Origin of the sequence: Pseudomonas sp. GM55 (assembly GCF_000282395.1) — a bacterium.
In the GTDB taxonomy this organism is placed as follows: Bacteria; Pseudomonadota; Gammaproteobacteria; order Pseudomonadales; family Pseudomonadaceae; genus Aquipseudomonas; species Aquipseudomonas fluorescens_CC.
The window spans coordinates 35,246-59,266 of sequence record NZ_AKJJ01000056.1 but is presented as its reverse complement, the minus strand read 5'-3'; the positions used below and the strand labels follow the sequence as shown (position 1 = coordinate 59,266).

At 60.2% G+C, this 24,021-nt stretch carries 21 protein-coding genes; 6 read left to right on the top strand and 15 right to left on the bottom strand.

Going from position 1 to position 24,021, the window contains the following annotated elements; translation table 11 throughout:
* Window positions 1–2 precede the first annotated feature (2 nt).
* On the bottom strand, window positions 3–959 hold the full coding sequence (locus tag PMI31_RS16445) for a YihY/virulence factor BrkB family protein (RefSeq protein ID WP_008019270.1): 957 nt from the start codon (window positions 957–959) through the stop codon (window positions 3–5).
* 355 nt (window positions 960–1,314) lie between these two features.
* Between PMI31_RS16445 and PMI31_RS16440 the strand changes: the two genes are divergently transcribed.
* On the top strand, window positions 1,315–1,692 hold the full coding sequence (locus PMI31_RS16440) for a hypothetical protein (protein WP_008019269.1): 378 nt from the start codon (window positions 1,315–1,317) through the stop codon (window positions 1,690–1,692).
* Between the two features lie 149 nt (window positions 1,693–1,841).
* Here PMI31_RS16440 and fadD1 read toward each other — a convergent pair whose 3' ends face one another.
* Window positions 1,842–3,542 (bottom strand): long-chain-fatty-acid--CoA ligase FadD1, encoded by a 1,701-nt coding sequence (gene fadD1, locus PMI31_RS16435; protein WP_008019268.1) that lies wholly within the window; start codon window positions 3,540–3,542, stop codon window positions 1,842–1,844.
* A gap of 384 nt (window positions 3,543–3,926) precedes the next feature.
* Window positions 3,927–5,615: a long-chain-fatty-acid--CoA ligase FadD2 gene (fadD2, locus tag PMI31_RS16430; protein ID WP_008019267.1), complete on the bottom strand. Its 1,689-nt coding sequence runs from the start codon at window positions 5,613–5,615 to the stop codon at window positions 3,927–3,929.
* Between the two features lie 245 nt (window positions 5,616–5,860).
* Here fadD2 and PMI31_RS16425 point away from each other — a divergent pair, with 245 nt between their 5' ends.
* From PMI31_RS16425 to PMI31_RS16410, 4 genes are all read left to right on the top strand, one after another.
* Window positions 5,861–6,805 carry an alpha/beta hydrolase gene (locus PMI31_RS16425; protein WP_008019266.1) on the top strand — a complete coding sequence of 315 codons (945 nt, stop codon included), beginning with the start codon at window positions 5,861–5,863 and terminating at the stop codon, window positions 6,803–6,805.
* Between the two features lie 42 nt (window positions 6,806–6,847).
* Window positions 6,848–7,318 (top strand): MaoC family dehydratase, encoded by a 471-nt coding sequence (locus PMI31_RS16420; protein ID WP_007995982.1) that lies wholly within the window; start codon window positions 6,848–6,850, stop codon window positions 7,316–7,318.
* Between the two features lie 183 nt (window positions 7,319–7,501).
* Complete coding sequence (locus tag PMI31_RS16415) at window positions 7,502–7,738, top strand: DUF3820 family protein (protein ID WP_003227425.1); 237 nt, start codon at window positions 7,502–7,504, stop codon at window positions 7,736–7,738.
* A 19-nt stretch (window positions 7,739–7,757) separates the two neighbouring features.
* A complete protein-coding gene (locus PMI31_RS16410) occupies window positions 7,758–8,939 on the top strand; it encodes an aminotransferase class V-fold PLP-dependent enzyme (RefSeq protein WP_008019265.1) in 1,182 nt (393 codons plus the stop codon).
* A 220-nt stretch (window positions 8,940–9,159) separates the two neighbouring features.
* On the opposite strand, the gene PMI31_RS16405 is transcribed toward PMI31_RS16410, so the two are convergent.
* From PMI31_RS16405 to zwf, 3 genes are read right to left on the bottom strand one after another with little or no spacing between them, the layout of a single operon-like run.
* Window positions 9,160–9,825 (bottom strand): bifunctional 4-hydroxy-2-oxoglutarate aldolase/2-dehydro-3-deoxy-phosphogluconate aldolase, encoded by a 666-nt coding sequence (locus PMI31_RS16405; RefSeq protein ID WP_008019264.1) that lies wholly within the window; start codon window positions 9,823–9,825, stop codon window positions 9,160–9,162.
* A gap of 17 nt (window positions 9,826–9,842) precedes the next feature.
* Entirely contained in the window at window positions 9,843–10,556 is a 714-nt protein-coding gene (gene pgl, locus PMI31_RS16400) for a 6-phosphogluconolactonase (protein WP_008019263.1), read from the bottom strand.
* A complete protein-coding gene (zwf, locus tag PMI31_RS16395; RefSeq protein ID WP_008019262.1) occupies window positions 10,543–12,012 on the bottom strand; it encodes a glucose-6-phosphate dehydrogenase in 1,470 nt (489 codons plus the stop codon). Before zwf ends, pgl begins: the two co-directional genes overlap by 14 nt.
* A 228-nt stretch (window positions 12,013–12,240) precedes the next feature.
* Here zwf and PMI31_RS16390 point away from each other — a divergent pair, with 228 nt between their 5' ends.
* The gene (locus tag PMI31_RS16390) at window positions 12,241–13,101 is read left to right on the top strand and encodes a MurR/RpiR family transcriptional regulator (RefSeq protein WP_170948639.1); all 861 of its coding nucleotides are present in this window, start codon (window positions 12,241–12,243) and stop codon (window positions 13,099–13,101) included.
* Between the two features lie 154 nt (window positions 13,102–13,255).
* Here PMI31_RS16390 and PMI31_RS16385 read toward each other — a convergent pair whose 3' ends face one another.
* From PMI31_RS16385 to PMI31_RS16345, 9 genes are all read right to left on the bottom strand, one after another.
* Window positions 13,256–14,110, bottom strand: a complete 855-nt coding sequence (locus PMI31_RS16385; protein ID WP_008019261.1) for a D-hexose-6-phosphate mutarotase — start codon at window positions 14,108–14,110, stop codon at window positions 13,256–13,258.
* Window positions 14,111–14,224: 114 nt separating this feature from the next.
* Window positions 14,225–15,571: a carbohydrate porin gene (locus tag PMI31_RS16380; protein ID WP_008019260.1), complete on the bottom strand. Its 1,347-nt coding sequence runs from the start codon at window positions 15,569–15,571 to the stop codon at window positions 14,225–14,227.
* A 189-nt stretch (window positions 15,572–15,760) separates the two neighbouring features.
* Complete coding sequence (locus tag PMI31_RS16375; RefSeq protein ID WP_008019259.1) at window positions 15,761–16,921, bottom strand: ABC transporter ATP-binding protein; 1,161 nt, start codon at window positions 16,919–16,921, stop codon at window positions 15,761–15,763.
* A gap of 4 nt (window positions 16,922–16,925) precedes the next feature.
* Window positions 16,926–17,771, bottom strand: a complete 846-nt coding sequence (locus PMI31_RS16370) for a carbohydrate ABC transporter permease (protein WP_008019258.1) — start codon at window positions 17,769–17,771, stop codon at window positions 16,926–16,928.
* The gene (locus tag PMI31_RS16365) at window positions 17,764–18,672 is read right to left on the bottom strand and encodes a carbohydrate ABC transporter permease (protein ID WP_008019256.1); all 909 of its coding nucleotides are present in this window, start codon (window positions 18,670–18,672) and stop codon (window positions 17,764–17,766) included. Before PMI31_RS16365 ends, PMI31_RS16370 begins: the two co-directional genes overlap by 8 nt.
* A gap of 158 nt (window positions 18,673–18,830) precedes the next feature.
* Window positions 18,831–20,129: an ABC transporter substrate-binding protein gene (locus PMI31_RS16360; protein ID WP_008019255.1), complete on the bottom strand. Its 1,299-nt coding sequence runs from the start codon at window positions 20,127–20,129 to the stop codon at window positions 18,831–18,833.
* A 117-nt stretch (window positions 20,130–20,246) separates the two neighbouring features.
* Window positions 20,247–21,506, bottom strand: coding sequence for a D-mannose isomerase (locus tag PMI31_RS16355; protein ID WP_008019253.1), 1,260 nt, complete (start codon window positions 21,504–21,506; stop codon window positions 20,247–20,249).
* Between the two features lie 185 nt (window positions 21,507–21,691).
* On the bottom strand, window positions 21,692–23,119 hold the full coding sequence (locus tag PMI31_RS16350) for an ATP-binding protein (RefSeq protein ID WP_202949438.1): 1,428 nt from the start codon (window positions 23,117–23,119) through the stop codon (window positions 21,692–21,694).
* A 31-nt stretch (window positions 23,120–23,150) separates the two neighbouring features.
* Window positions 23,151–23,882 carry a response regulator gene (locus tag PMI31_RS16345; protein ID WP_008019251.1) on the bottom strand — a complete coding sequence of 244 codons (732 nt, stop codon included), beginning with the start codon at window positions 23,880–23,882 and terminating at the stop codon, window positions 23,151–23,153.
* Window positions 23,883–24,021: the final 139 nt, after the last annotated feature.

Genomic DNA, 24,021 nt, shown 5'->3' with positions numbered 1-24,021 from the left:
GATCAGGTTTCATCAATGGTCGGTTTGTGTGAGTGATCGCGCCCCAGTCCCGATACGTGGTGTTTTTCCTCATGGACGGGACCATGCTCGCCAGCCACTTTTTCGCCAGGATCCTTGCCCCCTCGCGACATGTGCTCGATCACCGCGTTCATCTCCGCCCCCAGCAACAGCACCGCGGCGGAAATGTAGAAGTACAGTAACAGCACGATGATTGCGCCGATACTGCCATACATGGCGTTGTAGTTAGCGAACTCCTTGACGTACAGACCGAAGCCCAGGGAGGCGATGATCCACACGACCACCGCCAGCACCGAGCCTGGGGTGATGAAGCGAAACTCCTGTTTGACGTCGGGCATGACGTAGTAGATCAACGCCACCGCGACCATCAGCAGAATCACGATCACCGGCCAGCGCGCAATGGTCCAGAGCGTGACGATAAAGTACTCAAGGCCGACTTGCTTGGCGATCCACTCCATCACCTGCGGCCCGAGCACCATCAGCGCGGCGGCGATCAGCAGCATGCCGGCAATGCCGACGGTGTAGATGATCGACAACGGAAAACGTTTCCACAGCGGGCGCCCTTCGACCACGTCATAGGCAGCGTTCATCGCGCTCATCATCAGCCGCACCCCGGCGGAGGCGGTATAGAGCGCAATCACGATCCCCACCGAAAGCAATCCCCCCTTGGACTGCTGAAGCTGGTCGATCACCGGGTTGACCTGTTCCAGTGCCTGGGGCGGCAATACCAGTTCCGATTGCAGGCGCAGCCAGGAGAAGAAATCCGGCAGGTGCAGGAAGCCGATCAGGGCAATCAGGAACAGAATGAACGGAAACAGCGAAAACAGCATTTGATAGGCCAGCGCCGAGGCATAGGTCGACATCTCGTCGGCGATGAACTCGGTGACCGTGCGCATCATCACACGGTGCAGGGGCAAGCCTCTCATGTCCGGAAAAATCATTAGCGTCTCCATTCGCCGCATTCGCATTTGGGTTGAAGTCGTGGCGACTCTGGGGCCGTTTCCTTCACCAAGGTAGCCCAGTTGGCGACTTTGAAACAAATTCAGTGTGCAAGTTCAGGCTGACACAAAAATGGCCATCCGGGGATGACCGCTTCTTCTTTTATTGAAGGCATTTCAACGGGAGGAAAAGTCGTTACACAAGGTTGACCGGGGGCTTTTGCAGGGAGTTTCATTTATTTGCACCACGACATTTCATCGTTCAGTGCAGGTTGCGCTTTATGTTTGCGGGCCAACCCCTGAGAATGCGCAACACATTCAGGCCATGGCGCTGAAGATCCAATCCCGTAGGAATGTTATGAAACTCGATAAAAAGCAGGCCATTGCCCGCAGAAACCAGGAACTCGGCGGTGCTGTGCTTGGCGTCAACAACTGCCACTTCACCGAATTGAACCGCAACCGCAATATCTGGTGGTTCGACATCCCGGTATCGCGCCTGGCCGTGGGTCAGTACGAGTGGATTCACCTGCTGATGCACACGCCGGACACCGACGAACTGCTGCACCTGAAAGTGCCGACCGTGTTCCTGCGCGAGAAACTCGAAGGCCTGGTGGTGCGCAATGAAGGCAAGCGCAAGGCTGCATTGAGCCTGGAACTGAGCGCCGACAAGGACTCCTTCCTGCAGGACATGCGCCCGGCGGGCACCAACGTCAACTTCGCGCCGTTCCGCCAATAACACTGTAGGAGCCGGCTTGCTGGCGATGGCGGTGTATCTGACGCATCAATATTGACTGATACATCGCCATCGCCAGCAAGCCGGCTCCTACAAGTCATAGATCTGTGTCAGGCGCAAAAAAAACCCGCATCGGCGGGTTTTTTTGTGGCTTACGCGGTGGCTTTCTTCGCGTTGATCTTCTTCAGCTCTTCATCGCGCAATTCACGACGCAGGATCTTGCCGACGTTGGTGGTCGGCAGTGCATCGCGGAATTCCACGGAGCGCGGGACCTTGTAGCCGGTGACGTTGGCGCGCATGTGCTCCATCACCTGTTCCTTGGTCAGGGTCACGCCCGGTTTGGCAACGATGAAAATCTTGATCGCCTCGCCCGACTTTTCGTCCGGCACGCCAATGGCCGCGCATTGCAGCACGCCCGGCAGGGTAGCCAGCACGTCTTCGAGCTCGTTCGGGTACACGTTGAAACCGGACACCAGAATCATGTCTTTCTTGCGATCGACAATGCGCATGAAGCCATCGGGCTGGATCAGCGCGATGTCGCCGGTCTTCAACCAGCCTTCGCTGTCGAGGATCTCGTCGGTGGCTTCCTGGCGCTGCCAGTAACCCTTCATGACTTGCGGCCCCTTCACGCACAGTTCGCCGATTTCGCCCAGCGGCTGCTCGACACCGGCATCGTTGATAACTTTGCACAGGGTCGACGGCACCGGAATGCCAATGGTGCCGACCTGGATGTGCTGGATCGGGTTCACCGTCGCCACCGGGCTGGTTTCGGTCATGCCGTAGCCTTCGCAGATGGCGCAACCGGTCACCGCTTTCCAGCGTTCGGCCGCGGCCAGTTGCAGGGCCATGCCGCCCGACAAGGTGACTTTCAGCGCAGAGAAGTCCAGCTTGCGGAAGCCTTCGTTGTTGCACAGGGCCACGAACAGCGTGTTCAGGCCGACGAAGCCGCTGAACTTCCACTTCGACAGTTCCTTGACCATCGCCGGCAAGTCGCGCGGGTTGCTGATCAGGATGTTGTGGTTGCCCGCCAGCATCATGGCCATGCAGTGAAAGGTGAACGCATAGATGTGGTACAGCGGCAGCGGCGTGATCAGGATCTCGCAACCTTCATTGAGGTTGGAACCCATCAGCGCCTTGCACTGCAGCATGTTCGCCACCAGGTTGCGGTGGGTCAGCATCGCGCCCTTGGCCACGCCGGTGGTGCCGCCGGTGTATTGCAGCACCGCGACATCGCTGCTGGCCGGGTTGGCTTCCGCCACTGGCTGGCCCAGGCCTTTGCTCAGCACGTCGTTGAACTTGACGGCTTTTGGCAAGTGATAGGCCGGCACCATCTTCTTCACGTACTTGATGACGCTGTTGATCAGCAAGCGCTTGAGCGGCGGCAGCAGGTCGGCGACTTCGGTGACGATCACGTGCTTGACGCCGGTTTTCGGCACCACGGATTCAGCCAGGTGCGCCATGTTGGCCAGGCAGACCAGAGCCTTGGCACCGGAGTCGTTGAATTGGTGTTCCATTTCCCGCGCGGTATACAGCGGGTTGGTGTTGACCACGATCAGCCCGGCGCGGATGGCGCCGAAGACGGCAACCGGGTACTGCAACACGTTGGGCAGTTGCACGGCGATTCGATCGCCGGGCTGCAAGTCGGTATGCTGTTGCAGGTAAGCGGCAAACGCACCGGACAATTCGTACAGTTCACCGTAGGTGAGTGTCTTGCCCAGGTTGCTGAATGCCGGCTTGTTGGCGAAGCGTTGGCAGGATTGCTTCAACACTGCCTGAATATTCGGGTACTCGTCGGGATTGATGTCGGCAGCAATCCCGGCTGGGTACTTATCCTTCCAAAAGTCTTCGATCATGGAAGCCCACTCCTCAGCAACGCGAATTCAGCACCGCATTTGATGCGATTATTATTGGTGTTTGGCCATTGGTGAATCTGGCTGATAGAAGGCCGAGAAGTCACAAAGCGCGCCGAGAGTAGCAGCTTTGCAAAGGGTCGACTAGAGCCAAAAGCGGCCTCTACGGTCACAAATGTGACTAAAGACTTACAAGCAGTCATTTTAGAGCAAAAAACCTATAACGCCCTGAAACCCACGAAAACCGGGGCTTTAGCGTCCGCCGAAAAGCATCGCGGGCAAGCCCGCTCCCACAGGTTTCGTGTCGTTCACATATGTTGTGTACGGCACTGAACCTGTGGGAGCGTGGCTTGCCCGCGATCCGCGCGAAGCGCGGCCATTCACCCATCAGGCAATATCACGCAACTCCCGCCGCAGGATCTTGCCCACCGGCGTCATCGGCAGCGATTCGCGCAGCACGATGTGTTTGGGTACCTTGTACGCCGTGAAGTTCTCCTTGCAGTAAGCCTTCAGCTCTTCAAGGCTGACGCCCGCTTCACGGGCCACCACGAACAGCTTCACCGCCTCCCCCGACCGTTCGTCTGGCACACCGATGACCGCACAGTTGGCGACTTTCGGGTGTGCCATCACCACGTCTTCGATCTCGTTCGGGTACACGTTGAAACCCGAGACAATGATCATGTCCTTCTTGCGATCGACGATACGCACGAAACCGTCCGGGTCGATCACCGCAATATCACCGGACTTGAACCAGCCCTCGGCATCCAGCACTTCGGCCGTGGCCTCAGGTTTCTGCCAGTAGCCCTTCATGATCTGCGGGCCCTTGATGCACAACTCGCCGCGCTCGCCCAAAGGTTGTTCGACGCCGTCATCGCTGATGACTTTCAGCGCAGTGCCCGGCACCGGCAGGCCGACCGTGCCGATCCGCGACTGGTCGCCATACGGGTTGGTACAAGCCACCGGCGAAGTTTCGGTCAGGCCGTAACCTTCGGTGATGCGGCAACCGGTCAGTTGTTCCCAGCGTTCGGCAGTAGCCTTGACCAGCGCAGTACCGCCGGAGTTGGTGAGCTTGAGACTGGAGAAGTCCAGGGTCTTGAAGTCCGGGTGATCCATCAGCGCGACGAACAGCGTGTTGAGCCCCAGCAGCGCCGAAAACCGCCAGTTCTTCAGTTCCTTGATGAAGCCGCCGATGTCACGCGGGTTGGTGATCAGCACGTTGTGGTTGCCCGTCACCATCATGCACATGCAGTTCGCCGTGAAGGCATAGATGTGGTACAGCGGCAGCGGCGCGATCATGACCTCCTGCCCTTCGCGCAACAACGGTTGCCCGTCGCTGCCGAACTGTCCCAGACAGGCCCGTGCCTGTTGCATGTTCGCCACCAGGTTGCCGTGGCTCAGCATCGCGCCCTTGGCCAGGCCGGTGGTGCCGCCGGTGTATTGCAGCACGGCGATGTCGTCGAGACCGACGTTCAGCGGCTTGATACCCAGGCCACGGCCCATGCGCAATGCGCTCTTGAAAGAAACGGCCTGGGGCAAGGAATAGTCCGGGACCATCTTCTTGACCTTGCTCACCATCGTATTGACCAGCCAACCCTTGGCGGTGGGCATCAGGTCGCCCATCTTCGCTTCGATCAGGTACTGGATATCGGTGTCGGGGAGCACTTCCTGGACTTTCTGGCCGAACACGTTCAGGTACACCAGCGCCCGGGCACCGGAATCCTTGAACTGGTGACGCATTTCCCGCGCGGTGTACAGCGGGTTGGTGTTGACCACGATCAACCCGGCGCGCAAGGCCCCGAACACGGCAATCGGGTAATGCAGGACGTTGGGCATCTGCACCGCGATGCGGTCCCCCGCCACCAGATCGGTGTGGGCTTGCAGATAACCGGCGAAGGCAGCGCTCTGGCGCTCCAGCTCGGCGTAGGTCAGGGTCACGCCCATGTTGCTGAACGCCGGGCGGTCAGCAAACTTCTTGCAGGAACGCTCGAACACCTCGATCACCGACTTGTAGGCTCCCAGATCGATATCCAGGGGTACACCGGCCGGGCGTTTGTCATTCCAGAAATCAGGTTGCATTGTTCTTGTCCTCTTTACCTGAATCTATCCGTGGCCACTTTTCTGTCACTTTTCAAAAAAAATGCAAAAAGCGGAGCTTCACGGACACTAGCAGTTATGACGTAACAGGCAAATATGCCCACCGTCGTCATTGATCCCATGAATCTTCTTGCCGTGGCGTAAGCTGATCAGACGCCCAGCCAAGGATGCGTTATAAACTGCAACGAGCTGTTTGCGACCAGGCAGCCTCATGCAAAGGAACCGCCATGATCCATGACACATTCTGGCTGACCACGAGCGACCACAACCGCCTCTTCGTCAACCAGTGGCTACCCGACGGCAGCCTCAAGGCAATGATTCTGCTGGCCCACGGCATGGCCGAACACAGCGGTCGCTATGCCCCCCTTGCGCAAAAGCTGTGTGATCAGGGCTATGGCGTGTGCGCGCCGGACCTGCGGGGACATGGCAAAACTGCCGAAAACGGGACACTCGGGCATTTCGCCGATGACAATGGCTGGTCCAAGGTTGTGAGCGACCTGGCTTGCCTCAACCAGCACATCGGCCAGCAGCACCCAGGCATACCGATCGTACTGCTCGGTCACAGCATGGGCAGTTACGTTGCCCAGGCTTATCTGCTGCACCACAGTGCCAGCCTGCACGGGGCGATCCTCAGCGGCTCGAACTTCCAGCCTGTGGCGCTTTATCGCGCGGCACGGCAAATCGCCCGTTTCGAACGCCTGCGCCAAGGCCGCCAAGGACGCAGCGCGTTGATCGAATGGCTGTCGTTCGGCTCGTTCAACAACAGATTCAAACCGGCACGTACGCCGTTCGACTGGCTCAGCCGCGATCCGGCGCAGGTCGATCTGTACGTCAACGACCCGCTCTGCGGTTTCCGTTGCACCAATCAACTGTGGATCGACTTGCTCGGTGGCTTGCAGCAAATCAGCAAAGCGTCCAATCTCGCGCAGATCGACCCGGGCCTGCCGTTGCTGGTGATTGGCGGTGAATGTGATCCGGTGAGCGAAGGCAAACGTCTCAAGGATCTGGCCAGCGCACTGCGCGCGGCCGGCAGCCAGCACCTGCAACTGACCGTTTACCCGCAGGCACGGCACGAACTGTTCAACGAGAGCAACCGCGATGAAATCATCGCCGATGTGCTGAACTGGATCGCACAGGCCTTGAGCACGCCTCGGCCACACCGATCCGAATAGTTTTTTAGTGATTTTTTTAATTCGTCACAGGAATTGAGACAGATGACCCAGGTTACCAACACCCCTTACGAAGCCCTCGAAGTCGGCCAGACCGCCAGTTTCAGCAAGACCGTCGAAGAGCGCGACATCCAGTTGTTCGCCGCGATGTCCGGCGATCACAACCCGGTGCACCTGGATGCCGAATACGCCGCCAGCACCATGTTCAAGGAGCGCATCGCCCACGGCATGTTCAGCGGTGCGTTGATCAGCGCGGCGGTCGCCTGCGAGTTGCCTGGACCGGGGACTATCTACATCGGCCAGCAAATGAGCTTTCAGAAACCGGTGAAGATCGGCGACACCCTGACCGTACGCCTGGAAATTCTCGAAAAACTGCCGAAGTTTCGCGTGCGCATTGCCACTCGCGTGTTCAATCAGCGCGATGAACTGGTGGTGGATGGCGAGGCGGAAATCCTCGCACCACGCAAGCAACAGAGCGTGACCTTGACCACGCTGCCGGCCATCAGCATCGGCTAACCCTCTGTGGCGAGGGGACTGCCCCCTCGCCACAGTCCCCGTAGCACCTCAACTACTGCAGTCTCTTGCAATGCCTGTTCGCATAAAAAACGCCAGGCTAGCTGGCATTATTCATGTCGGTCATTTGGCCTGCATGTAGAAGGCCTGTATTTTCCAGACTGACTGAGTCAAGACGACCGATCGATGAATCCTGAAAAGCTCGAACTGCTGATCACCCGCGAAATGCCTTTCGGCAAGTACAAAGGGCGAATCATTGCCGACCTGCCCGGCCCTTATCTGAACTGGTTCGCCCGGGAGGGTTTCCCTCACGGCGAGTTGGGCGGCCTGCTGGCCCTGATGCAGGAAATCGATCACAACGGCTTGTCGGACCTGCTCGAACCGCTACGCGCCAAACACGGCAAACCGGCCCCGCGCCACTGAATCACCGACTGAGTAGCCCATGCCCGACAACACCCGCCGCGCCCGTGATGAAGCCTTCTGGCAAACCTTTGCCGACCGCTACGATGTCGAACCCGGCCCGCTCAACCTGGAGAACGGTTACTTCGGTCGCATGTCGCGCACGGTGGTCGAGGAATACCAGCGCAACATCGAGCTCATCAATCGCAGCAATTCGGTCTACGTGCGCCAGCGCTTCGAGCAGGGCGACAGCCTGAAGATTCGCGCGCAACTGGCCAGGTTGACAGGCGCACCCGCCGACAGCATTGCCCTGACCCGTAACGCGTCGGAAGGTTTGCAGTCGCTGATCCGCAACTACAACCGGCTCCAGCCCGGCGATCAGGTACTGGTATGCGATCTGGAATACGACACGGTCAAAGGCGCCATGCGCTGGCTGGCACGCAATCGCGGTGTCGAAGTGATCGAAATCGAACACGCCCACCCGGCAACTTTCGATAGCCTGCTCAATACCTATCGGGAAGCCTTCGCACGGCATCCGCGGCTGAAGCTGATGGCCCTGACCCACGTTACCCATCGCACGGGCCTGGTGATGCCGGTGCAGGAGATTGCAGCCGCGGCGAAGGAGCAGGGCATCGACGTCATCCTCGACGGGGCCCATGCCCTCGGCCAACTCGAATTTGACCTGGCCGGGCTCGGTATCGCCTTCGCCGGCTACAACCTGCACAAGTGGATCGGCGCACCGCTGACGCTCGGCTTTATCTACATCGCCCCCGAACGCCTGGCCGACATCGACCCGGACATGGGCGAGATGCACTTCCCGGTCACTGACATTCGCGCCCGTACGCCGTACAGCACACCGAACATTCCGGCACTGCTGACCCTGCCGCTGGTACTTGAGGAGCATCACGCCATGGGCGGCGCTGCGGCCAAGGGTTCGCGGCTCAACTACCTGCGCAACCTGTGGGTCCGCCCCGTACGCGAACTGCCGGGCATCGAAGTCCTGACCCCGGACGACCCGCGACTGTACTGCGGCATCACGTCCATGCGTTTCATCGCACAGACCGATCAGCAGCCGATGGTCGAGCGGCTGCTCAAGGACTACAACCTGTTCACCGTGGTACGCACCGGCGCGGCGTGCGGCCCGTGCATCCGCATCACTCCGGGACTGACCACCACCGCCGAGCACATGACGCGGCTGACCACGGCGCTGGCGCAATTGTGCTGACCTGCTTGCGATGGGCGTGAACGATGACGCGCGGCGCCTGTAGGAGCGAGCTGGCTCGCGATGGTCGTGAACGATGACGCGGGAACCCGATAGCCAGCGGTGCCTGGAGGTTTTTCGCGAGCAAGCTCGCTCCTACAAGTATCAAGGGCAAAAAAAAACGGTGCACCGACCAAGCGCACCGTAAAGCCGTAGAACACACAACGAGTGTCGGGTGAAGCGATCAGTCCAGCAGCGCCAAAGCCTCGGCGGTGCATTCCTGAATGCGGGCCCAGTCGCCGTTCTTGATCCACTCCGGATCAAGCATCCAGCTACCGCCCACGCACATGACGTTTTTCAACGCCATGTAGCTCTTGATATTGGCCGGGCCGACGCCGCCGGTCGGGCAGAATTTCACTTCGCCGAACGGGCCGCCCAAAGCCTTGATGGCTGCGACGCCGCCGCTGACTTCGGCCGGGAACAACTTGAATCGGCGGTAACCCAGAGCGTAGCCTTCCATGATTCCCGAGGCATTGCTGATGCCTGGCAACAGTGGAATCGGGCTGGCGACACTGGCTTCCAGCAAGTCGCGGGTGATGCCCGGCGTGACGATAAACTGCGAACCGGCCGCTTCGGCGGCAGCCAGCATCTGGCGATCGAGCACGGTGCCAGCACCGGTCACCAGCTCCGGACGCTGCTCGCGCAGAATCTGGATGGCCTTGAGGCCGAATTGCGAACGCAGGGTCACTTCCAGGGCCGTCAGGCCTCCGGCCGCGAGCGCGTCGGCCAACGGCAGAACGTCCTGCTCGCGGGCGATGGTGATCACCGGCAGAATCCGCGCCTTCGCGCAGAGGCTGTCGATCAGGGCAACTTTGTCCGCCATGGAAACGGTCGGGGATGGGTTTGTCATAGCGGCTGTTCCTTGGCTCATGGGCACCAGTAAATCTCTAACGTGGGTTGCAGAAATGCGCGCACCGGCATTTCGGCGACATCGTCACCGGCCAGCGCGAAACTCAGGGTGGTCAGCTTGGACTGACCGGAAATCGACAGAATCTTGTGTTTGGCCGAAGCCAGCAGCGCGCGACTCATGGTCAGGCGCTGACGCGGCACGGTCGGTGCCAGCATCGGCCAGCAACGACGTGTGCCGTCGACTTTCAAGGCCTCGTCAAGGTTCGGGCTGTCGGGGAACAGCGACGCGGTGTGGCCGTCATCGCCCATGCCGAGGATCAGCACGTCGATCGCCGGCAACTCGGACAGCAAGCGGTCGGCCTGCTCGGCCGCCTGTTCAAGGTTGGCACTGGCGCTGTACAGGCTCAGGAATTGCGCCTTGGCCGCCGGGCCTTGCAATAGGTATTTCTTGAGCAGGCCAGCGTTACTGTCGGCGTGCTCCACCGGCACCCAACGCTCGTCAGCCAGGCTGACCACTACGTTGGACCAGTCCAGCGCCTGCCTGGCCAGGTGCTGGAAAAACGCCACCGGGCTGCGGCCACCGGACACCACCAGCGTCGCTGTACCCTGGGCGTCGATTGCATCGCTCAATTGTTTGGCCACATTCAGCGCCAGGCTTTCGGCCAGCAGCACCGGACTCTTGAACGCATGGGCGCTGACGCCCTGCGGCAGTTTCAAATCAGATATCGCCATACCATGACCTCCCGTCCCGCGTGATCAGAGCAATGGAGCTCATCGGCCCCCAGGACCCGGCCGCGTAAGGCTTGGGCGCATCGCCGGATTTTTTCCACCCGGCGATCAACTGGTCACACCACTTCCACGCGGCTTCGATTTCATCTTTACGGACAAACAGGTTCTGATTGCCACGCATCACTTCCAGCAACAACCGCTCGTAGGCATCGGGAATCCGTGCGCTACTCCAGGTGTCGGAAAAATTCAGCTGCAATGGACCGCTGCGCAGCTGCATGCCTTTGTCCAGGCCTTGATCTTTGGTCATCACGCGCAAGGAAATGCCTTCGTCCGGTTGCAGGCGGATAATCAGCTTGTTGCTGATTTGCAGGCGCTGCTCGGGAGCGAAGATGTAGTGCGACGGTTCCTTGAAGTGGATGACGATCTGCGACAGCTTCTGCGGCATGCGCTTGCCGGTACGCAGGTAAAACGGCACGCCGGCCCAGCGCCAGTTACGGATGTCGGCACGCAGGGCGACGAAGGTTTCGGTGTCGCTCTGGGTGTTGGAATTGGGTTCTTCCAGGTACCCCGGTACCGCCTTGCCTTCGCTGTAGCCGGCGATGTACTGGCCGCGCACCACTTGAGTGGTCAGGCCTTCCGGGCTGATCGGCGCCAGGGCCTTGAGCACTTTGACCTTCTCGTCACGGATGCTGTCGGCGGACAGGTCGGCCGGTGGGTCCATGGCGATCAGGCAGAGCAGTTGCAACAGGTGGTTCTGGATCATGTCGCGCAACTGGCCGGCCTTGTCGAAGTAACCCCAGCGGCCCTCGATACCGACCTTCTCGGCCACAGTGATTTCCACGTGGGAAATGTAGTTCTGGTTCCACTGGGTTTCGAACAGGCTGTTGGCGAAACGCAAGGCGATCAGGTTCTGGACGGTCTCTTTGCCCAGGTAGTGGTCGATGCGGTAGGTGCGGTTCTCCGGGAAGAATTGCGCCACGGCGTCGTTGACCTTGCGCGAGGACTCCAGGTCCGAACCGATGGGCTTTTCCAGCACCACACGGGTGTTTTGCGCCAGGCCGACCTTGGCCAGGTTTTCGCAAATCGCGCCGTATACGGCGGCCGGGGTCGCAAAGTAGGCGATGACCCGTTGCGCGGTGCCGGCGACTTCGGCCAGGGCCACATAATCTTCGGCATTGAGGAAGTCGACGTGCAGGTAGCTCAGGCGCGCCAGAAAACGCTCGACCACGGCGTCGTCCAGCTCTTTGGCACCGACATAGCGGCGCAGCTCGGAGGCAATGAACGTCAGGTGCTCCTGCTCGCTGCCAGGCTCACGGGCCAGCGCGATAATACGCGTGTCCTCGTGCAAGAGGCCTGCGCCGTCGAGTTGATAGAGGGCAGGAAACAGCTTGCGCAAGGCCAGATCGCCCAGGGCGCCGAACAAGGCAAAGGTGCACGGTTCAACCGTAATCGAGAGCATGATGTTTGTTCTTTTATCAAGTTAAGCTACAAATACCTTTTTTCAAGGCATCACTCAAGGAAAAATGTAGTAATAACCACAACATTTTCGCAAAATACAGATTCCGAGTGGTGGTCGGTCGGAGCCATCAGTAGGATAGGCCACCGTTACGGGCCTCACCAAAGGCCCTTTTTGCATTAGCCGCGCGCTTATCGGTGCCGGTGAATCAAGGAATCCCATATGGACCGCGTGCGAAATTTACTGGAACAAATCCAGAATCGCCTTGAAGAGCTGAACAAGGCCGAGCGCAAAGTCGCCGAGGTGATCCTGCTCAACCCGCAGCAGGCTACCCGGTTCAGCATCGCTGCCCTCGCCCAGGCGGCTTCGGTCAGCGAACCGACGGTCAACCGTTTCTGCCGTTCGTTCGGCGTCAGCGGCTACCCCGAGCTCAAACTGCAACTGGCCCAGAGCCTGGCCAGTGGCGCCGCGTACGTCAGCCGTGCCGTGGAAGCCGACGACAATCCGGAAGCCTATACCCAGAAGATCTTCGGCAGTGCCATTGCCTCGCTGGACAGCGCTTGCCAGGCACTGGACCCGAACCTGATCAGCCGCGCCGTCGACCTGTTGATCCAGGCCCGGCAGATCCACTTCTTCGGCCTCGGCGCCTCGGCCCCGGTGGCCCTGGATGCACAGCACAAGTTCTTCCGTTTCAACCTCGCCGTCACGGCCCACGCCGACGTGCTGATGCAGCGCATGATTGCCTCGGTGGCCCACACCGGCGAGCTGTTCGTGATCATTTCCTACACCGGCCGCACCCGCGAACTGGTGGAAGTCGCGCGCATCGCCCGGGAAAACGGCGCATCGGTACTGGGCCTGACCGCCGAGAACTCGCCGCTGGCCAAGGCCAGCACCCTGAGCCTGAACATACCGCTGCCGGAAGACACCGACATCTACATGCCGATGACGTCGCGGATCATCCAGTTGACCGTGCTGGACGTGCTCGCCACCGGCATGACCTTGCGCCGTGGCGTGGATTTCCAGCCGCATTTGCGCAAGATCAAGGAGAGTCTGAATGCCAGCCGGTATCCGGTGGGTGACGAGTTCAACTGAGGTCAGATGCTTCTGAGTTGAATGATCCGGCCTCTTCGCTGGCAAGCCAGCTCCTACAGATTCGTGGACCGTCGCATTTTTTGTGCTCGACACAAACACCGTAGGAGCTGGCTTGCCAGCGAAGGGGCCAGCCCAGACACCGCAAAATCTTGAGCTAAGCCCCCACCCGCGCCTGCAAACTCAAATGCGCCCGCTCCCCAGGTGCAAGGCACAGGCTGTCGGTACCGCCGCTTGCGGCCTCTACGCAAACGAATTCGGATATCTCGTTCCAGGTCACGCCGAGCAACGGCCGCGAACCGGGATGCCAAACCACCGTGTCGGCCGTTTCACCAGTGTCGATGCACAGCGCCCGCTGCCAGGCGTGGTCGTTGAGCTGCAATTCGCCGTCGTGCTGGAACACTCGCTGACAACCGCCGTCCACGCGCAACTCGCCTTCCTGCTGACAAACCTGTCGGCTCAACTGGTCATATCCTTGCGCACCTTCCAGCCCAGACAGCGCTATCTCACTGACATCGCCAATACGCCAGTAAGCGTGCAAAGCCTGGCTCAACTGGCACGGCATGTCGTCCTGATGCTCGGTGCTCAGGCGCAACGCCATACGCTCGCCCAGATGCGCGTGCAGATCCACCTGCCAGTCGCACAACTTCAGTTGCCAGTGCAATCGCACGCCCTCGTCGTCACTGCTGCTGTCGAGCAGCTTCCAGTCGAGCAACCGCGCCCAGCCATGGGACGGCCAGGCGTTTTCGCTTGGATGCCGGCCATACCAAGGCCAACACACCGGCACGCCACCGCGAATGGCACCGACCTGCGGCCACTTCGCCGCGCACCACAGCCAGGGTTTCTGGCCCTTGGGCTGGAAGTGCAACAACTGCGCGCCCTGACGGCTGAACACCGCCTGACACAGCGGATGATCGATCACCAGCACGTCGCGCATCTGATAGCGCTCCCACGCGAACACCGGACGCTCGCGCAAGGATTTGAAGAAGCGTTGTAGCGGATGCTCAAGCATGTGCCACGGTCCTGAAAATCATCTGTCACCGGGGTGCGCGGCCCGCAAAAAAAAGCGGACAGCCAAGGCTGTCCGCAAAAATGCGCACATTGAGGAGAGCTTATCGCAACAGCGTTAGAACACCGACTGAATTTTCAGGCCGGCCACCAGCGCGTTGTCGACTTCATCCACACCACCCGGGTGCGTGACGTATTGCAGGTTGGGACGTACGGTCAGCCAGTTGGTCACGTGGAAGCCGTAGTTGATCTCGTAGTTGTATTCGGTTTCACGAATGGGCGAGAACAGCGGATTGTCGAAGTCCGAAACACCGTTGGCCGCGTTGGTCAGTTCGGCGTTTTTCTTCACGTCGTCGTTGACATGGATACGGGCGAAACCAATCCCGACGTCATCTTTCGGACGCGCATCAAACGGACCTTTGTACACAAACATCAGCGACTGGTAGTTGTCGATGAAGTTGGTGTCCTTGTCGTGGAAAGTGGCGTTGGCCGCGATGTTCAGACCGCGAGAAGCGTCACCGTTGTGGCTGGTGAGTTGCTGCTGCGCGACGAACCAGTAGCCGTGCTTGCTATCGTGGACACGGAAAGGATTGCCGGTGGTCGCCGCATCCTGGCCGTTGTCGTCTTCGCGAACGTCGTTGGCATCGGAGGTACTTTTGTAGTAACCGACACGGTATTCGCCGGGCAGGTTGTTGACCTTCGGCGACCAGACCAGCTCGACCGGCAGGACGGTGCCATTGGTACCGCTGCCGCTGAGCTTGAAGCCGTTGCCGTGCTCCAGTTGCGACGTGTTCTGGTTGTACGCACCGATCTGGGCGTAGAGCTCGTCATTGATGTTGTACTTCACGCGGATCGCCGCCTGCATCACCGGCCAGTTGTACCAGATGTTGGTGGCCCAGTTACCCACCTGGGATCCGCAGAACGCCAGGTTCTGGAACTCGCACGGGAAGGTGTTGAAGTCTTCACCCTCACCGAAGTAACCGGCCTTGACGTCCAGTTTATTGTCGAAGAACTGATGCTGAATCCACAACTGGGTCAGACGCACCATGTGGCCACGGCCGAAGACTTCCTGGGAGGAACTCAGGGTGCCGGCACGCGGGTCGCCGATACGGTCGTTGGAGATGTTCTCGCCGTTACGGTTGGTGAGCTGGATCTTGGCCTGGGTGTTGTCCCAGCCCAGCAGTTTTTCCAGGTCCAGCGCTGCCCCCAGGCCGAACTGGTCGGCGTAGCGCGCGGTCTTGTCATCGTTGAAACCGCCATGCAGGTTAGCGCCGACTTCACCGACATAATCCATCTTGATGTCGATGCCCTGCTCGATCAGTTTGGTACGCTCGCCACCCCAATCGCCCGTCATCCATTTGGAGTCGGAGCTGAACGCTTCAGCGGCCATCGCATTGCCGGCCAGAACCAGTGCTGCCGCTGCTGACACTTGGCAGATCAACCGGGCCTTGTTCTTCATCTTCATCCCTACATCCTCGTTTTATTGTTATTAACTTTTCTTCTTTAACGCGGTTACATCAGTGGCGACGGATGTCTCCACCCGCCACATGTCCCCCCTGTAGGAGCCGGCTTGCCGGCGAAGGCGGCTTAACAGTCAACATCGATGTTGAATGTCAGTCCGTGATCGCCGGCAAGCCGGCTCCTACCGCGATCTTCAGCGACCTTTGAATTGCGCTACGTTGGCGGCGTGAGTCTCCGTTTTCGGCACACCGGCAACCCCCAGCCGCTCCCCGCTCTTGGCATCGAACAGCAGCACTTTCGAAGGATCGAATTGCAGGGTCAGGGTCTCGCCCACCGCCGGCGCCACGTCCGGCGCCATGCGGCAGCAGACCTTGGTGTCGTTGAGATTGACGAAGACCAGGGTGTCCGGCCCGGTCGGTTCGGTGACCTGGACTTCGGCGCGAATGGTCGGCAAACCGTTCGCCTCGCCGTTGGCCAGAACGATCTGCTCAGGGCGCATGCCGAGGATCACTTCGCGGTCCTCAAGACCGGCGTCCTGCATACCCAGCGGCAATTCGCAACGGGCCTGGCCACTGTCGAGCAGCGCCAGCAGGCGACCGTCCTTGCGCTGCAAGCGCAGCGGGATGAAGTTCATCGGCGGCGAGCCGATGAAGCTCGCCACGAACAGGTTGGCCGGGTTGTTGTAGATGTCCTTCGGCGTGCCGAACTGCTGGATGATCCCGTCCTTCATCACCGCCACCTTGTCACCCAGGGTCATGGCCTCGATCTGGTCGTGGGTCACATAGACCGTGGTGGTCTTCAGGCGCTGGTGCATCAGTTTCATTTCGGTGCGCATCTCGACCCGCAGCTTGGCGTCGAGGTTGGACAGCGGCTCGTCGAACAGATAAATCTTCGGCCGCCGTGCCAGGGCACGGCCCATCGCCACGCGCTGTTGCTGGCCACCGGAGAGTTGACCGGGCTTGCGGCTGAGCAGGTGTTCGATCTGCAACAGCTTGGAGACGCGGGCGACTTCTTCGTCGATTTCCGCGGTCGGCATTTTGCGGATCTTCAGGCCGAACGCGATGTTGTCGCGAACGCTCATGGTCGGGTACAGCGCGTAGGACTGGAACACCATGGCGATGTCGCGATCCTTGGGGCTCATGCCGCTGATGTCGGCGTCGTCCACCAGAATCGCGCCGCCGCTGATGGTTTCAAGGCCCGCGATGCAGTTCATCAAGGTGGATTTGCCGCAGCCCGACGGGCCGACCAGGATCAGGAACTCACCGTCATCGATCTTCAGTTCGATGTTTTTCAGGGTGTCCGGCAAACCGGCGCCGTAGGTCTTGTTGACGTTGCGTAATTCGAGAGTTGCCATGTCTTTACCCCTTGACCGCGCCGGACGTCAGCCCACGCAGGAAATACTTGCCAGCGAATATGTAGACCAGCAGTGTCGGCAGCCCGGCGATCATCGCGGCGGCCATATCAACGTTGTATTCCTTGACCCCGGTGCTGGTGTTGACCAGGTTGTTCAGGGCCACGGTAATTGGCTGGGCATCGCCACTGGCGAACACCACGCCGAACAGGAAGTCGTTCCAGATCTGGGTGAACTGCCAGATCAGGCAGACCATCACGATCGGGATCGACATCGGCAACAGGATCTTCAGGAAGATCGTGAAGAAGCCTGCGCCATCGAGCCGCGCGGCCTTGACCAGCGCATCCGGAATGCTCACGTAGTAGTTGCGGAAGAACAGCGTGGTGAACGCCAGGCCGTAGACCACGTGCACCAGCACAAGACCCGAGGTGGTGTTGGCCAGGCCGAACTTGCCGAGGGTGAACGAGGCCGGCAGCAGCACGGTCTGGAACGGCAGGAAGCAGCCGAACAGCAGCAGGCCAAAGAACAGCTGCGAACCACGGAAGCGCCACATCGACAGCACGTAGCCGTTCATGGCCCCGACGAAGGTGGAGATCAGCACCGCCGGCACGGTGATTTTCACCGAGTTCCAGAAGTAGCCGCCGACCACGTCCCAGGCCTTGATCCAGCCGATGCCGTCAATCACGGTCGGCCAGCTCAGCAGGTTGCCGGTACGGATGTCTTCCGGGGATTTAAAGCTGGTCAGCAGCATCACCACCAGCGGGATCAGGTACACCGCCGCCGCCAGCAACAAGGTGGCGTAGATCGCAATGCGGCTGAAGCTCAGGGTTGGTTTGCCGAGTTGATTAGTCATGGCGTTTGCCTCGCAGCTCGGAGTACAGGTACGGCACGAGGATGGTCAGCACGGCGCCGAGCATCAGCATGGCGCTGGCCGAACCGATGCCCATCTGGCCACGGCTGAAGGTGAAGGAATACATGAACATCGCCGGCAGGTCGGAGGAGTAACCCGGACCGCCCGCGGTCATCGCCGCGACCAGGTCGAAGCTCTTGATCGCGATGTGCGCGAGGATCATGAAGGCACTGAAGAACACCGGGCGCAGGCTCGGCAGCACGATCTTCAGGTAGATGGTCGGCAGGCTCGCCCCGTCGACTTGCGCGGCTCGGATGATCGATTGATCGACGCCGCGCAGGCCGGCAAGGAACATCGCCATGACAAACCCGGAGGCTTGCCACACGGCGGCGATCACCAGGCAGTAGACGACGCGATCCTGATCCACCAGCCAGTCGAGACGCAAGCCTTCCCAGCCCCAGTCACGCAGCATCTTGTCCAGGCCCAGGCCCGGGTTGAGCAGCCATTTCCACGCGGTACCGGTGACGATCATCGACAGCGCCATCGGGTACAGGTAGATGGTGCGGATGAAGCCTTCCTTGCGAATGCGCTGGTCCAGCAGCACGGCGAGGAACACGCCCAGCACCAGGCTGATGCCGATGAACATGCCACCAAAGACCGCGAGGTTCTTGCTCGCGACCCACCAGCGGTCGTTGTCCATCAGGCGCATGTATTGCTGCAGGCCGACCCACTTGTAGCTCGGCATGAAGCTGGAGTTGGTGAAGGACAGAATGAACGTCCAGATGATGTAACCGTAAAAGCCAACCAGCACGATCAGCATGCTCGGCGCGAGTACCAACTTGGGTAGCCAGCGTTGCAGCGCATCGAACGGTGAGGCTTTGCTGAAAACCGCCACAGAGCTCATCGGGATAATCCAGTTGAGAATTGAAGAACCACCTGTAGGAGCTGGCTTGCCAACGAACCAGGCACTGCGGTGTGTCAGGCACACCGCCATCGCCGGCAAGCCGGCTCCTACAGGAGAGCGCGTCGAATGAGGCCGCAGGTGTACCTGCGGCTCAGGGATTACTGGGCCGCTTTGACAGCCGAGGCCAGTTGGGCGCTGGCCTTGGCCGGGTCAGCGTTCTTGTCGTTCATGAAGTTGGTGACCACGTCGAAGATCGCGCCCTGTACGGCCAGGGAGGTGGCCATGTTGTGCGCCATGCTCGGTTGCAGGCCGCCGGTCTTGTCGTCCGCAATGAAGTCCTTCGCCGACTTCTGGGCACACTCGTCGAAGCCGAGCTTGTCCATTTCGTTCAGCATGTCGTTACGCACCGGGATCGAACCCTTGTTCATGCTGAAGACTTTCTGGAAGTCGGTACCCAATGCGACTTTGGCCAGGTCTTGCTGGGCAGCGATGTCGCCCTTGCGATCAGCTTTGAGCTTGAACACCGCCATCGAGTCGATGTTGTAGGTGAAGGCTTTTTCGGTGCCCGGGAACGCTACGCACTGGTAATCCTTGCCCGCGACTTTCTTCGCCGCAGTCCATTCGCTTTTCGCCCAGTCGCCCATCATCTGCATACCGGCCTTGCCATTGATGACGTCGGCGGCGGCGATGTTCCAGTCACGACCGGCGCGGTTCGGGTCCATGTAGCCGGTGATCTTTTTCAGCTGGGCAAACGACTGGGTCATCTCCGGGCCGGACAGGGTTTTCTGGTCCAGGTCGACCAGGGCTTTCTTGTAACCGTCGGCGCCCATGACCGAGAGCACCACGTCTTCAAACACGGTGCTGTCCTGCCAAGGCTGACCGCCGTGGGCGAGCGCGATGAAGCCTGCGGCCTTGAGTTTGTCGCCGGCGGCATAGAATTCTTCGAGGGTCGTCGGGGCTTTTTCGATCCCGGCTTTCTTGAACACTTGCGGGTTGATCCACAGCCAGTTGACGCGGTGGATGTTCACCGGCACGGCCACGTAATCGCCTTCGTATTTGACGGTGTCGGAGACTTTCTTCGACAGCAGGCCATCCCAGTTTTCCGCCTTGGAAACGTCTTTCAACGCGTCGGTGCTGAGCAGGCCAGTGCTGCCCCACTCCTGGATGTCCGGGCCTTTGATCTGGGCAACGCCCGGTGGGTTGCCGGCTACGGCGCGACTTTTGAGTACGGTCATGGCCGTGGAACCGCCACCACCGGCGACTGCGCCGTCCTTCCAGGTGAAGCCGTCTTTTTCGACTTGAGCCTTCAGGACATCGACCGCTGCTTTTTCACCACCGGAAGTCCACCAATGAACGACTTCAACGGAACCTTTGGATTCGGCAGCGAGGACACTCAGGGGGAGCGCAGACAGGGAAGCGAGAGAAATGACAGTAGCGAGGCGAGAGATCGCATTCATCTAGGAGCACCTTTCTTGTTGTTATGCATGCAAGTCTGTTGCTTGCGCTGCATAAGATTCTAAACAGGGGATATCCCCTCGCAGGTAACGAAGGGATGCGCGAATGTCACCGCATGGTTACATAGAACCGCTCTGGGACAACTGCGCCAGCGCCGTGGCCATGCTCGGCGCCAGCGCCAGGCGCGGAATCAGCACGGCTTGCCAGGCGTGGTAAAGGTCCGGCTTGCCGGGCCAGATATCGGCACTCGGGCGGTTTTGCGGATCGAGTTCGTGATACCAGCTGCCATCACAGCGGTCGATGAAATGACTGTCACAGAATTCCCAGAACAGTCGGTACCAGCGTTCGTATTGCTCATCACCGGTGCGCTTGAGTAGTGCGCTTGCAGCGGCGCTGGCTTCGCAATGGGTCCAGTGCAGGCGATGGCGGACCACCGCTTTGTTGCCCCAGTCCAGGGTGTAGACAATCCCCGGCGCGCCATCGATGTTCCAGCCATGGAGGCAATTCTTCTCGAACAGTTTTTGCGCGTCGGTGAGCAGCCAGCCCGGCGTGAGCATCCCCGCTCTGACCCGCGAAGCTTCGAGATGCAGCAACAGCCGCGCCCACTCGAAACCGTGGCCCGGGGTGGTGCCGTAGGGGCGGAAGCCGTCGGCCGGATTGTCGCGGTTGTAGTCATGCAGCGGCTGCCAGGCGCGATCGAAATGCTCGATCACCAGGTAATCGTTGGCGGCGGCGTGGCCATGAATTACGCGCTCGACAATCCGTTGGGCACGACTGAGCCAACGGTTGTCATCGGTGACATCGGCCAGGGCGAGGAAAGCTTCGGTGGCGTGCATGTTGCTGTTGGCGCCCCGGTACGCCTCCTCTTCGCTCCAGTCGCGGTTGAAGGATTCGCGCATGGCGCCCTCCTCCTCGCTCCAGAAGTTCGTGTCGATGATGTCGACGGCATCATCGAGCAAGGCTTGCGCACCGGGACGCTGCGCGACCACCGCAGAACTTGCGGCCAGCGCGACGAAGGCATGCAGGTAGGCGTTCTTGTCGGTGTTGCCATCGCGATGTTCGGCAGCCGCGAACCAGCCGCCGTGAAGCGCATCACGCAGTGGCCCGCGCAGTGCCGCGACACCGTGATCCACCAGCTCGGCAAAACCCGGCAGCCCCTGGATATGGGCCATGGCGAAGCTGTGGGTCATGCGCGCTGTGTTCATGGTCCAGGCTTGCGCATTGGCCGGGAGCCGACCTTTTTCATCGAGGTTGCCGAAGCCTTCGGGGAGCCTCGAAGCCTTGGCAAACGCCAGCAGGCGCAAGCCTTCGGCGGCGAGCCATTGCTGATGGGCAGGTGCATTCAGCCAACTGCTGAAAGCAGGTTGGAAGGTGTCCATGACGTACCTTTTTTGTTGTTATGACTGCTGGGCAGCATAAACAACGGACGAAGGCAGGCTTGTAACGAAGGGGGTGGGTTATGTCACTGGATTGTGACAATGACAACTGTAGGAGCTGGCTTGCCAGCGATGACATTCTTGAATACGCCATCGCCGGCAAGCCAGCTCCTACAGGGACGGGTGCGTCAGTCGATTGAGCGCGGCAACTGCAACGTCACCCTTAACCCGCCCTCACGCAGGTTCTGCAAGCTGACCTCACCACCATGACTATGGGCAATGTTGCGGGCAATCCCCAGTCCCAACCCATACCCCTGCTGCTGCCCGGCCAGGCGGAAGTGCGGTTCGAACACCTGCTCCAGCCGCTGCTCCGGCACGCCCGGCCCCTCATCATCGACATGCAGAATGAATGCACTTTCATCGTCATCGATGTGCAAGTGTGCGTTCTGCCCGTATTTCAACGCGTTGTCGATCAGGTTGCCGATGCAGCGCTTGAGCGCCAGCGGTTTCCCCGGATACGCCGCCAGCGCCCGTCCCTGCTGGGTCACGCGACCGTTGCCGTTCGGTGCCAGATACGGTTCCACCAGACAGTCGAGCACGTGATTGAGATCCACCTGCTCGATGTTTTCGTGGATGTCGGTGTCCTTCACGCATTGCAGCGCGCCCTTGACCAGCAGCTCCAGCTCATCCAGATCGCGGCCGAACTTGGCTTGCAGCGTTTCGTCTTCGAGCAATTCAACCCTCAGGCGCAGGCGGGTGATCGGCGTGCGCAAGTCGTGGGAAATCGCACTGAACAACTGGCTGCGCTCGGTCAAGTAGCGGCTGATGCGCTCGCGCATGGTGTTGAAGGCACGGCCGACTTCAACCACTTCACTGCCGCCGCCCTCGGCCACCGGTTCCACGTCAGCCCCCAACGACAAATCCCGCGCCGCCCGCGCCAGACGCTTGAGCGGACGACTCTGCCAGTGCACCAGCAGGCCGATGAACAACAGCAAAAAGCTGCTGGTCAGGACGATGAACCACACCTGCTGCGCCGGCAGGCCCTGCTCTTCAAGACTGGTGTAGGGCTCGGGCAGCAGCGAGGCGATGTACAGCCATTCGCCCGGTGCCATCTGGATCTGCGTGACCAGCACCGGAGGATTCACCGGTTCCAGCGTCAGCGCGTAGTGCGCCCATGAACGTGGCAACTCATCGAGCTTCAGGCCGCCATTGAAGATGCGCAGGTCTTCCGGGCTGACGAAGGTCACCGAGATGTCCGTGTCCTGGCCGAGGGACTGGCGCAGCACCTCGTCCACGGCTTTGAGCACCGCCTCTTTGCGCGGGGTGATGGGCAGCACTTCCATGCCCAGGGGTTTGTCATTGAGCGTCACCACGAACCGGGTGCCGCCCATGCTGCGCAACTGATCGAGCACCAGGGGCCGAAACGCCACCGGCAACGAACGGAAGTAACTGACACTGGCCGTCATCGAATGGGCCAGGCTGCGGGCGCTGGTGACCAGGCCCTCGAGCTGCGTGGCGCGCAGTTGCGAGACCCAGATCACACTCGACAACGTCTGGGCGAACAACACGGCCAGCAAGGTCAACAGCAACATCCGCCCGAGCAGCGAACGCGGCATCGGTACCTTGGCCGCGAGCTTGCGCAATAGCTTAGTGACCATTGCTGGCAACCACAGTGGCTGCCAATTGGTAGCCACTGCCGCGCACGGTACGGATCAGCCGTGGTGGTTTTTCGGTGTCGCGCAGACGCTGGCGCAGCCGACTGACCGCCATGTCGACAATGCGATCGAGGGGCATCAGGTCCCGTCCACGGGTGGCGTTGCCGATGGTGTCGCGGTCGAGGATTTCCTGCGGGTGATCGAGGAACAGTTTCAGCAGTGCGAAGTCGGCGCCCGAGAGAATCACCTCTTCGCCATCGATGTGAAACAACCGATGGCTGACCATGTCCAGACGCCAGTCATCGAAGGCCAGCACCTCGCCACCGTTACGTTCCTGACCGAACTGCGCACGGCGCAGCAACGCCTTGATCCGCGCCTGCAACTCCCGTGGGCTGAACGGTTTACCCAGATAATCGTCGGCGCCCAGTTCCAGGCCGATGACGCGGTCGGCTTCGTCGGAACTGGCGGTGAGCATGATGATCGGCACCTGCGCCTGGCGTGGATGCTGGCGAATCCAGCGGCACAGGCTGAAGCCGTCTTCGTCGGGCAGCATCACATCAAGGATCACCAGATCGCTCGGCGCCTCGTTCAGCGCCTGGCGAAAACCGGCGCCGTCGGGCGTGGTACGTACCTGGAAACCGGCGCGGGTCAGGTAGGTGTCCAGCAACTCGCGTATCTCTTGATCGTCGTCGACCAATAAAATCGACTTGTTGACTGAGCTCACGGGAAGGCGTCCTTGTTGTTTGAATTGGGCGGATTATGCCTGATGAACTTTGGATATTTGCTGTCTGTTCGGGCGCTATCGCTGGCAAGCCAGCTCCTACAGGGTTCGTGCCGAACGCAAGAACACCAATAACCTGCAG

Bases quoted from the DNA above. Each gene is read 5' to 3' on its own strand.
- PMI31_RS16445 (WP_008019270.1), bottom strand. From the start codon at position 959: ATGATTTTTCCGGACATGAGAGGCTTGCCCCTGCACCGTGTGATGATG.
- PMI31_RS16440 (WP_008019269.1), top strand. From the start codon at position 1,315: ATGAAACTCGATAAAAAGCAGGCCATTGCCCGCAGAAACCAGGAACTC.
- fadD1 (WP_008019268.1), bottom strand. From the start codon at position 3,542: ATGATCGAAGACTTTTGGAAGGATAAGTACCCAGCCGGGATTGCTGCC.
- fadD2 (WP_008019267.1), bottom strand. From the start codon at position 5,615: ATGCAACCTGATTTCTGGAATGACAAACGCCCGGCCGGTGTACCCCTG.
- PMI31_RS16425 (WP_008019266.1), top strand. From the start codon at position 5,861: ATGATCCATGACACATTCTGGCTGACCACGAGCGACCACAACCGCCTC.
- PMI31_RS16420 (WP_007995982.1), top strand. From the start codon at position 6,848: ATGACCCAGGTTACCAACACCCCTTACGAAGCCCTCGAAGTCGGCCAG.
- PMI31_RS16415 (WP_003227425.1), top strand. From the start codon at position 7,502: ATGAATCCTGAAAAGCTCGAACTGCTGATCACCCGCGAAATGCCTTTC.
- PMI31_RS16410 (WP_008019265.1), top strand. From the start codon at position 7,758: ATGCCCGACAACACCCGCCGCGCCCGTGATGAAGCCTTCTGGCAAACC.
- PMI31_RS16405 (WP_008019264.1), bottom strand. From the start codon at position 9,825: ATGACAAACCCATCCCCGACCGTTTCCATGGCGGACAAAGTTGCCCTG.
- pgl (WP_008019263.1), bottom strand. From the start codon at position 10,556: ATGGCGATATCTGATTTGAAACTGCCGCAGGGCGTCAGCGCCCATGCG.
- zwf (WP_008019262.1), bottom strand. From the start codon at position 12,012: ATGCTCTCGATTACGGTTGAACCGTGCACCTTTGCCTTGTTCGGCGCC.
- PMI31_RS16385 (WP_008019261.1), bottom strand. From the start codon at position 14,110: ATGCTTGAGCATCCGCTACAACGCTTCTTCAAATCCTTGCGCGAGCGT.
- PMI31_RS16380 (WP_008019260.1), bottom strand. From the start codon at position 15,571: ATGAAGATGAAGAACAAGGCCCGGTTGATCTGCCAAGTGTCAGCAGCG.
- PMI31_RS16375 (WP_008019259.1), bottom strand. From the start codon at position 16,921: ATGGCAACTCTCGAATTACGCAACGTCAACAAGACCTACGGCGCCGGT.
- PMI31_RS16370 (WP_008019258.1), bottom strand. From the start codon at position 17,771: ATGACTAATCAACTCGGCAAACCAACCCTGAGCTTCAGCCGCATTGCG.
- PMI31_RS16365 (WP_008019256.1), bottom strand. From the start codon at position 18,672: ATGAGCTCTGTGGCGGTTTTCAGCAAAGCCTCACCGTTCGATGCGCTG.
- PMI31_RS16360 (WP_008019255.1), bottom strand. From the start codon at position 20,129: ATGAATGCGATCTCTCGCCTCGCTACTGTCATTTCTCTCGCTTCCCTG.
- PMI31_RS16355 (WP_008019253.1), bottom strand. From the start codon at position 21,506: ATGGACACCTTCCAACCTGCTTTCAGCAGTTGGCTGAATGCACCTGCC.
- PMI31_RS16350 (WP_202949438.1), bottom strand. From the start codon at position 23,119: ATGCCGCGTTCGCTGCTCGGGCGGATGTTGCTGTTGACCTTGCTGGCC.